The organism is Marinobacter antarcticus, from assembly GCF_011049865.1.
Lineage (GTDB): Bacteria > Pseudomonadota > Gammaproteobacteria > Pseudomonadales > Oleiphilaceae > Marinobacter > Marinobacter antarcticus_A.
In genome coordinates, this window is sequence record NZ_DRGY01000127.1 from 1 (window position 1) to 9,854 (window position 9,854).

Annotated in this window: 3 protein-coding genes; all 3 read left to right on the plus strand. The window is 57.9% G+C overall.

The features are described 5' to 3' along the window. A partial coding sequence (locus ENI00_RS15380) for a hypothetical protein (protein ID WP_304104310.1) occupies positions 1-145 on the plus strand: 145 nt, incomplete at its 5' end. Positions 146-186: 41 nt separating this feature from the next. Continuing rightward, complete coding sequence (locus ENI00_RS15385; RefSeq protein WP_304104306.1) at positions 187-1,119, plus strand: formate/nitrite transporter family protein; 933 nt, start codon at positions 187-189, stop codon at positions 1,117-1,119. Between the two features lie 189 nt (positions 1,120-1,308). Further along, a partial coding sequence (locus tag ENI00_RS15390; RefSeq protein WP_304104308.1) for a GH36-type glycosyl hydrolase domain-containing protein occupies positions 1,309-9,854 on the plus strand: 8,546 nt, incomplete at its 3' end.

The following is a 9,854-nucleotide window of genomic DNA, read 5'->3' on the forward strand; positions in this document are numbered from 1 at the left end:
CGATTTCATGACCGCGCGCTGGGCGCATCTGCCGTATGAGCTGCTGGAAACCGTCTCCAACCGCATCATCAATGAGATCAGTGGCGTATCACGGGTGACGTACGATGTGTCTTCCAAGCCGCCGGCGACGATTGAATGGGAGTGAGCCTCGACCCGCCATGATTCGATTGGTCAAAGGACCGTTAAATGAGTGATCAGGAAACCAATCGGAACGCCTCCTCCGAAAAGAAAGCCAAGAAAGCGGCGGACGAGCAAGAGACGCGGGCCAAAGCTCAGAATCGCGAATCCCGGGAGCAGACCCCCACGTCGAGCGAAAAGTCACTGACGTCGAAAGAGCGAGACACGGTAGCCGATCGCGGCAATCTATCGCCGCTGACGCTCTACTCGATCATCCTGCGCGAGGGCGAAGACGAGCTGCAACGCCCGAAAATTTCACTCTGGTGGTCCGGTGTGGCAGCGGGGGTAGGGATTTCGACCTCGGTTCTCGTTGAAGGGATTATCCGCTCCGATCTGGGCTCGGATCATCCCTACTTGACGTTGATTGAAAGCCTTGGCTATACGTTCGGGTTTGTTCTGGTGATCCTGTGCCGGCTTCAACTGTTTACTGAAAACACCATCACGGTGGTGCTGCCTGTTCTGGCCGATCCGACGCGCGACCGTATCTATCGCACCGCTCGCCTGTGGGGAATTGTGCTCGCGGCCAATTTGTTTGGCACGTTCGTAACGGCCGCTATAAGCGTCCACGGAGGCATTCTTGCGGAAGAGACCCTGGTAGCAATTCTGGAGATATCCCATCACTTGGCAACGCTGACCCCCGCAGAGACATTTTTGCGGGGTGTTCCTGCAGGCTTTTTTATAGCGGCGATGGTGTGGATGCTGCCCTCGGCGAAGGGATCCGAAGTGGTGGTTATTGTCATGTTTACCTGGCTGATCGCGGCGGGCGGTTTTACTCACGTCATTGCCGGGTCAAACGAAATTTTTACTCTGGTGCTCAACGGGGACATGAACATCTTTACCGCGTTGATCTACTATATTTCCCCGGTGCTCATTGGCAACATTCTCGGCGGTACAGGTTTGTTCGCGATGCTGGCCTATGGCCAGGTTCATGAAGAAATGTGATGGCGCCCAGTGTCACTTGAGGCAGGTGATACGTGCGATGGCCTCTGCTGCCCTGTGTTCGATAGCGTACCGACAACTACGATCAGCAGATTAAGCTATTATTGTAAAGCGCTTCCCGAATGTTAACTCATTGCTCAGACAATGGGTTTGTTGCTGTCGGATGCCGTAGGCATAAGAGGGTTCGGGTATATGGCACGCACGTTGAATAATCCGTTCGATGAACAGGGCCCTGAGCTGCTGCGTTTGGAGCTGTTTAGCATAGAGCAACTCAAGCGCCACGCCGTTACCTTGGCCGCTCGGCATGGAATTGATCCGCATCCGGGACCGGACCGGCTTCTGCCAAGGCTGGCAGACAATGCGCGTGTGCTGATGGCGGCCTATGAGGTAGTGACCGCCGCCGTCACGCCCGGGCAGAGAATCGTGCCATCAGAGGCTTGGCTCCTCGACAATTTTTATCTCATCGAACAACAGATTAATCTGGCACGCAGGCACCTTCCCCATGGCTACAGCCGGCAGTTACCGAGGCTAGCGGCTGGCCCATCTGCCGGTTTTCCACGCATCTACGATCTTGCCCTCGACTTGATTTCGCACATGGACGGTCGCGTGGATATCGAAAATACCACCCAGTTCGTTGCCGCCTATCAAAGCGCCGAACCGCTGAAACTTGGCGAGTTGTGGGCCTTCCCGATCATGCTTCAGTTGGCACTGCTGGAAAACCTCCGGCGTGTGGCCGTTCGTATCGCGCGACGGCGCGAAGATCTCGATGTAGCCATAAGCTGGGCGGACCGCATGCTCACAACGGCCGAAACCGAGCCCCGGCGCCTGGTTCATTTGCTGGCCGAGTTTGCCCATGCCGACGTGCCTCTGACGGCTCCGTTCGTGGAGGAGTTCTACGCCCGGCTTCAGGTGCAGGGGCACACCATGGCTTTTGTACAGGCGTGGGTCGAACAAAAACTGCACGAACAGGGCGTGACAGCAAGCCAGTTGTCCCAGGCCGCCAGCCGAACAGCGGCATCCAACCAGGTCTCTATAGCCAATAGCATCGGCAGTCTGCGCTTTATCGGTGCCACAGATTGGAAGAGTTTTGTCGAGTCACTCAGCGTCGTTGAACGAATACTGCGAGAGGATCCGACAGGCACACACGCACGTCAGGATTTTGCTACCCGCGACCGCTACCGCCATGTGGTTGAAGATGTGGCAAGAGAAAGCCCGCGCCGCGAATGGGAAGTGGCAACCGAGGCCCTTGCCCTTGCTCAAAAGGCGGCGAAGCGACTCGGTATAAGCGACCGAAGCGCCCACGTTGGCTATTATCTGGCCGGTCAGGGCCGCATTGGCCTGGAGCAGTCAGTGGGTTGCAGCTTATCCCGGAAAACGCGGTTTGGCCGAACGATCCGGCGTCACCGTCTTTTCCTGTATGCCAGTGCGATTCTGCTGCTGACAGCGGTGACCACGTTGCTCGCGCAGTTTTCGTTTGACGGATTCCAACCGATGAACTGGCGCTATTGGTTGTTCGTTGCCATGGGCCTGATCGGTGGCTCCGCCCTGGCCGTGTCTTTGGTCAACCGCGTGGTCGCGATGTTCCTGCCGCCACGGGCGTTGCCACGTCTTGATTTTTCGGAGGGAATACCGGACAGCGAGCGCACGATAGTGGTTGTCCCCACATTGGTCGACAGCACACAAAAAATTGATGATTTGCTCGAGGCGCTGGAGATTCGTTATCTCGGCAATCGTGATGGCAACCTGTTCTTCGCTCTATTGACGGACTTTCGCGATGCATCCACATGCACCTTGCCCGAAGATGAATCGCTGCTGGCCTATGCACGTGCTGCGATCAATACGCTCAACGCCACCTACAAAGACGATCGCCCATGCATTTTCTATTTGTTTCATCGGCCTCGGGTTTGGAACGCCATTGAGCGGGTGTGGATGGGCTATGAACGTAAACGCGGCAAGCTGGAGCAGTTCAATGCATTGCTGAGGGGAGAGAAACAAGCGGCGTTTTCAGAACGAATGGGTGACTTATCCATCCTCAGTTCAATCAGATATGTCATTACCCTGGATACCGACACTCAACTGCCGCGCGATTCCGCACACGCCCTCGTCGGTAACATGGCGCATCCGCTCAATCGACCGGTTTACGACGCCGCCAAGGGGCGCGTTGCAGCGGGTTACACGATACTTCAGCCGCGCGCCTCCATCAGCCTCACCAGTGCAAGTCAGTCAAGGTTCACAAAATTGTATGCGGGCGAAACGGGTATCGATCCCTACACCCGTGAAATATCGGATATCTATCAGGATATTTTCGCGGAGGGGTCGTTTGTCGGTAAAGGTATCTACGATGTCGATGCCTTTCGCCAGGCGGTTGATGGTCGATTTCCGGACAATCTCATTCTGAGTCATGACCTGCTGGAAGGCGGCTACGCGCGCTCGGCGCTGGTAACCGATGTTGATCTTATCGAAGAGCATCCAGCCACCTACGCCCAGGAAACCAGCCGGAGGCATCGCTGGATGCGCGGCGATTGGCAACTTGCCGGTTGGTTGTGGCCCTGGGTGCCCGGGCCGGGGATAAAGCGACAGCCAAACCCGCTATCTGCCCTGTCGCGGTGGAAAATTGTCGACAACCTGCGCCGAAGCCTGGTGTCGCCGGCACTGCTTGTTTTGATTGCAGGTGGCTGGCTTCTCGGGCCGGGCCCTGCCTGGTTCTGGCTATCGTTTGGCGCTGGCATTGTGTTTGCGCCAACGCTCTTCGGGATTCTGATTGAATGTATCCGCAAACCGGAAGAGCGTAGCTGGCGACAGCATCTGATCCTCACCGCTCAGTCTGCGCCTCGTCCGCTCATCGTGACTTTGCTCGCCTGGATTATGCTGCCTTACGAAGCGTTGATTTGCCTGGATGCCATCCTGCGCTCAGGAATACGCATGCTCTTTACCCGACGGGGCTTGCTGATTTGGCAGTTGAGATCCTATGGGGTTCGTAATGCGCGCGAAACACTGAGCGGTTTTTTAAGAGAAATGTGGGTAGGGCCAACCTTGTCGGTGCTTCTGGCCTTTGCCCTATGGCAAACCCGGTCGGCGGAGTGGGTGGTTTGGGCGCCCACTTTGTTGCTCTGGTCGCTCTCGCCCATCGTCGGCTGGTGGATCAGTAAACCATTATTGACGCCAGAGCCGAAGTTGACCCTTGAACAGCGGGCATTCCTGCGCACGTCGGCCCGTCGAACCTGGCGCTTCTTCGCAGATTTTGTTTCACCGTTGGACAACTGGCTGCCCCCCGATAACTTTCAGGAATATCCCGAGGCGGCCATTGCCTCCCGTACCTCGCCCACCAATATGGGTATGGCACTGCTGGCCGATCTGGCGGCGTACGATTTTGGCTACATTCACGCCGGCGAGTGCCTGTGCCGGATCGAGAACACGTTGACGTCGATGCAAAAGCTGGAGCGTTACCGTGGCCATTTCTATAACTGGTACGACACCCGCACACTGCAACCACTGCGGCCCCATTATGTGTCTTCAGTGGACAGCGGCAATCTGGCCGGCAGCCTGCTCACACTGCACGCGGGGCTGATCGAGCTGAAAGACTCGCCGATACTGGCGGCGAACGCGTTCCAGGGCTTACAGGATTCCTTGCAGGTACTTGCGGAACACGTATCCATTACGTCCGGGCAAGAGCTTGCAGACAAGATCAGGCTGCTTCAGGACACGTTGCAGGCGCTCACTCTCGAGGGACCTCCCCAAACCCTGATTGCCGCCAACCGCGCGTTGGATGAGCTTCACCGTATTGAAGGTGGGCTGGTTGCCTTGTTGCCATACGATGTGGATAAGGCCACCGATACTCATACCCAGAGCGATCTCTATTATTGGGCCGAGGCATTTGATCGGCAGTTCCGTGAGTTGCAAAACGACCTTCGCGAACTGGCGCCCGAACCCGGACTTTTCGAGACCATCCCCACGCTGTCGGCTCTGTCCAAGGCAGGTCATGCAGGGTACAAGGGCGCGGTGGAACGGCTCAAACGTATAGACGGTCTCGCAGATCGATGTCGCGAACTGGCGGTGATGGATTTTGAGTTCCTTTACGATGCCGCACGCTGCCTGTTAACGATTGGTTTTGATGTGGGCGAGCGCCGGCGCGACCCCGCGTGCTACGATCTTCTGGCTTCCGAGGCCCGGCTGGCCAGCTTCCTGCTTATTGCCCAAGGCCAGGTGCCACAGAAGCACTGGTTCGCGCTTGGCCGTCTGTTGACCAGCCACGGTGGCGAGGTGAGCCTGATTTCATGGAGCGGCTCGATGTTTGAGTACCTCATGCCGCAGTTGATCATGCCGAGTTATCAGAACACCTTACTGGACCAGACCTGCAAGTCTGCGGTGTTACGCCAGATCGAATATGGCCGCCAGCGAGCGGTGCCCTGGGGCATCTCCGAGTCGTGTTATAACGCCACCGATCTGCAGCAGATTTATCAGTACCGGGCGTTCGGAGTGCCTGGGATGGGCCTCAAGCGAGGGCTTGGGGACGATCTGGTCATTGCACCATACGCCAGTGCGTTGGCGCTGATGGTGATGCCACTGGAGGCCTGTCGTAATCTTCAATTGCTGAGTAAAAAAGGCTTTCTGGGCGACTACGGATTCTACGAGGCGGTCGATTACACCCCTTCGCGAGTGCCGCGGGGCAAACAGCATGGCGTTGTGCGTAGTTTTATGGCGCACCATCAGGGGATGAGCCTTCTGGCCTTCGAGCATTTATTGCTTGACCAGCCGATGCAGCGCCGCTTCATGTCGGATCCACAAGCGCGGGCGACCCAGTTATTGCTTCAGGAGCGGGTGCCAAAGCAGGGCGCCACGTTGCAGCCCCATGCTTCAGAGGTCAACGCGTCGGCCCGCCCTCCCGCAGCGGAAACCGATTCGATAATGCGGGTGTTCACCGATCTGAACACACCGCTGCCCGAAGTTCATCTGTTATCCAACGGCCGATACCATGTTATGGCGACCCATGCCGGCGGTGGATACAGCCGTTGGCATGAACTTGCGGTTACCCGCTGGCGCGAAGACGCTACGGCCGATAACTGGGGCACATTCATTTACCTGCGCGATCGCGACACCGGGCGTTACTGGTCAGTGGCGCATCAGCCTACTTTGCGCAAAGCTGATCATTACGAGGCGATATTTGTTCAGGCGCGCGCTGAATATCGGCGCCGTGACGAGGCGATCGACGCGCACACAGAAATCAGCGTTTCACCCGAAGACGATGTCGAGATTCGCCGGGTTACGCTTACCAACCAGTCGTCCAGAACCCGTCATATAGAGGTGACAAGTTACGCTGAGGTTGTATTGGCGCCCCTGAGCGCGGATCTTGCCCACCGAGCCTTCAGCAATCTGTTCGTGCAGACCGAAATTTTGCCAGACCGGCAAGCAATTCTCTGCACGAGGCGGCCGCGTACACCGGGTGAACAGGTGCCTTGGATGTTCCACCTGCTGGCAGCACCCGGTGCGACCGTTGACGCACCCTCGTATGAAACCGATCGCAGTCGATTTCTCGGGCGGTGCCGAACGGCTGCCAACCCGGTGATGCTGGACAGCGGGCACAGATCGTCTTCCGGATACGGTGGTTTGACCAATAACGGCCCGCAGCCGCTGTCGAATACGGCGGGCCCGGTGCTTGATCCCATCGTGGCAATTCGCAGCACGCTCACACTGGAGCCGGACGAATCCGCCACGGTGCAGTTCATCTCCGGTGTTGCGGACACCCGGGAAGCGGCTTTGGCACTGCTTGAAAAATACTGCGACAGGCATTTTATTGAACGGGCTTTTGAAATGGCCTGGTGCCATAGCCAGGAAGTTCTGCACCTGATCAACACGACGGAAGCCGATGCTCAGGTTTATGCCCGGCTTGCCAGCTCTGTTATTTACGCCCATGCGCTGCGCCGCTCGGCGCATGGCGTCGTCGCCCGCAATCAGTTAGGGCAGTCGGGTCTGTGGCGCTTCTCGGTCTCCGGTGACCTGCCGATTGTTCTGCTGCTAATTGGTGATGTGAACCGCATTGAACTGGTGAAACAGATGCTGCAGGCCCATGCGTACTGGCGGATAAAGGGGCTGCGTGCGGATCTGGTGATTCTGAACGAGGATTTTTCTGGCTACCGGGCGGTTTTGCAGGATCAGGTCATAGGTCTGATCAACGCCGGCCCTGAAGCGGAGAACGCAGGCAAGCCGGGCGGGGTGTTTGTGCGGCGTGCGGATGAGCTCTCTGAAGAGGATCGTGTTCTGTTCATGACAGTTGCACGGGTTGTGATCACAGATACCACGGAAACCCTGTCTGAACAGGTTGGGCGCCGTGCCCTGGTGGAGCGCGTGCCGGACCGTCCGTCGCCTCTGTCGCACATTCTTGTTGAACCGAAGGCTGAACGCTCGCTCGTTCTGCCGGTTTGTGAGCGCATATTCTGCAATGGTCTGGGCGGATTCACGCCTGACGGGCGTGAATATGTTATTACCCTCAAACCCGGGCAGACCACGCCTGCGCCCTGGGTCAATGTAATCGCCAGTCCGCATATTGGCACGGTTATCAGCGAGAGCGGTGGCTCCTATACCTGGGTGGAGAACGCCCACGAATTTCGTTTGACCACCTGGCACAATGACCCGCTGAGCGACAGCAGCGGCGAAGCGCTGTATATCCGCGATGAAGACACAGGTGTGTTCTGGTCACCAACGCCGTTGCCCGCGCCAACGAGCAGCCAGAACGGTTCAGGCTATGTGTGCCGGCACGGGTTTGGCTACAGCGTATTCGAGCACGATGAAGCCGGTATTTATTCGGAGTTGTTCACCTACGTGGCCATGGACGCACCGGTGAAGTTTGTCGTGTTCAAGCTGCGCAACCATTCCGGGCGCCCCCGGCGCATATCGCTCACTGGGTATTGGGAACTGGTGCTTGGTGAATGGCGCCACGCCAATCTGATGCACATCGTAACCGAGAAGGATCCTCACAGCGGGGCGCTGTTTGCGCGCAACGCCTACAGTCGTGAGTGCGCGAATCGAGTGGTCTTCGCCCATGTTAATCACGACGGCGGAGGCGAGTATCTGCATACACTGACGGGCAATCGCAGTGAATTTATTGGTCGTAACGGTTCGTTAGCCAGCCCGGCAGCGCTGCACCGAACACGCCTGTCGGGAAGAGTCGGTGCTGCATTAGACCCCTGTGCCGCGCTGCAAACGCACATTGAGCTGGCCGACGGGCAGGAGCGTGAAATTGTGTTCGTGTTTGGCGCGGCCAGTAACACCGATGAGGCGCAGAACTTTATTCAGCGCTTCGGCCGGCCGGCCGGTGCCCGGCGGGCTTTGGCGGCGGTTGGGGAATACTGGCAACGCACTTTGGGTGCTGTGCAGGTGGAAACACCGGACCCGGCAATGGACGTGCTGGTCAACGGTTGGCTGCTTTACCAGACACTGTCATGCCGGCTTTGGGGCAGGAGTGGTTATTATCAGTCTGGGGGCGCCTACGGGTTTCGCGATCAGTTGCAGGATACCCTGGCGTTGATCCACGCCACCCCCGGGCTTGCCCGCGAGCAATTGATCCGTTGCGCCGGGCGTCAGTTTATACAGGGCGATGTGCAGCACTGGTGGCATCCTCCAAGGGGGCAGGGTGTGCGCACTCATTTTTCAGATGACTATCTTTGGTTGCCCTATGCCACGTGCCGGTATGTGCTGGCAACCGGAGATACAGACGTTCTCGATGAGTCGGTGCACTTCGTGGAAGGCCGTGAGTTGTATCCTTACGAAGAGGCCTATTACGATCAACCCCAACGTTCGGCGGAATCGGCCAGTCTTTACGAACACTGCGTGCGCGCCATCAGGCACGGTCTGCGGTTTGGCGCCCATCAGTTGCCGCTGATGGGCTGTGGCGACTGGAACGACGGCATGAATCTGGTCGGCCAGCACGGCAAGGGCGAAAGCGTTTGGCTCGCCTGGTTTTTATACGATAACTTGCAGCAGTTTGCGCGTCTGGCCCACGATCGCGAGGACACGGCGTTCGCCGAGCTATGCAGCGAGCAGGCCGCACGGCTCGGTGAGCACATCGAAGCCAATGCATGGGACGGTCAATGGTACAGGCGCGCCTGGTTTGATGACGGCACTCCCCTGGGTTCGTCCGAAAACGACGAGTGCCAGATTGATTCGATCAGCCAAAGCTGGGCCGTTATCTCTGGCGGTGGCGATCCCGATCGTGCCCGCCAGGCGATGGCATCGGTTGACCAACGCCTTGTGCGCAGGGATGCCCGATTAATCCAGTTGCTCGATCCACCGTTCGATAAATCAGCCCTTGAGCCCGGCTATATCAAAGGCTACGTTCCCGGCGTGCGCGAAAATGGCGGCCAGTACACCCACGCTGCCATCTGGGCCACCATGGCGTTTGCCGAACTGGGGAATCGTGAGCGTGCGTGGGAGCTTTTCAGCATGCTCAACCCGGTTAACCACAGCAGCGAACCGGACGCAATGCAGCTCTACAAGGTCGAGCCCTATGTTATGTGCGCGGATGTCTATGGCGCGCCGCCGCATACGGGGCGAGGCGGTTGGACCTGGTACACAGGCGCGGCAGGCTGGATGTACCGGTTGGCCCTGGAAAGCCTGCTGGGTTTGACGCTGGAAAAAGATCATCTGATTATCGCCCCCTGCGTGCCGGCTGACTGGAACGAGTACACCCTTCATTACCGGTATCACGAGTCGCTCTACCACATCACCGTTTTATGCGGCACAGA

Coding starts and splice junctions, on each gene's coding strand:
- ENI00_RS15385 (WP_304104306.1), top strand. CDS start 187: ATGAGTGATCAGGAAACCAATCGGAACGCCTCCTCCGAAAAGAAAGCC.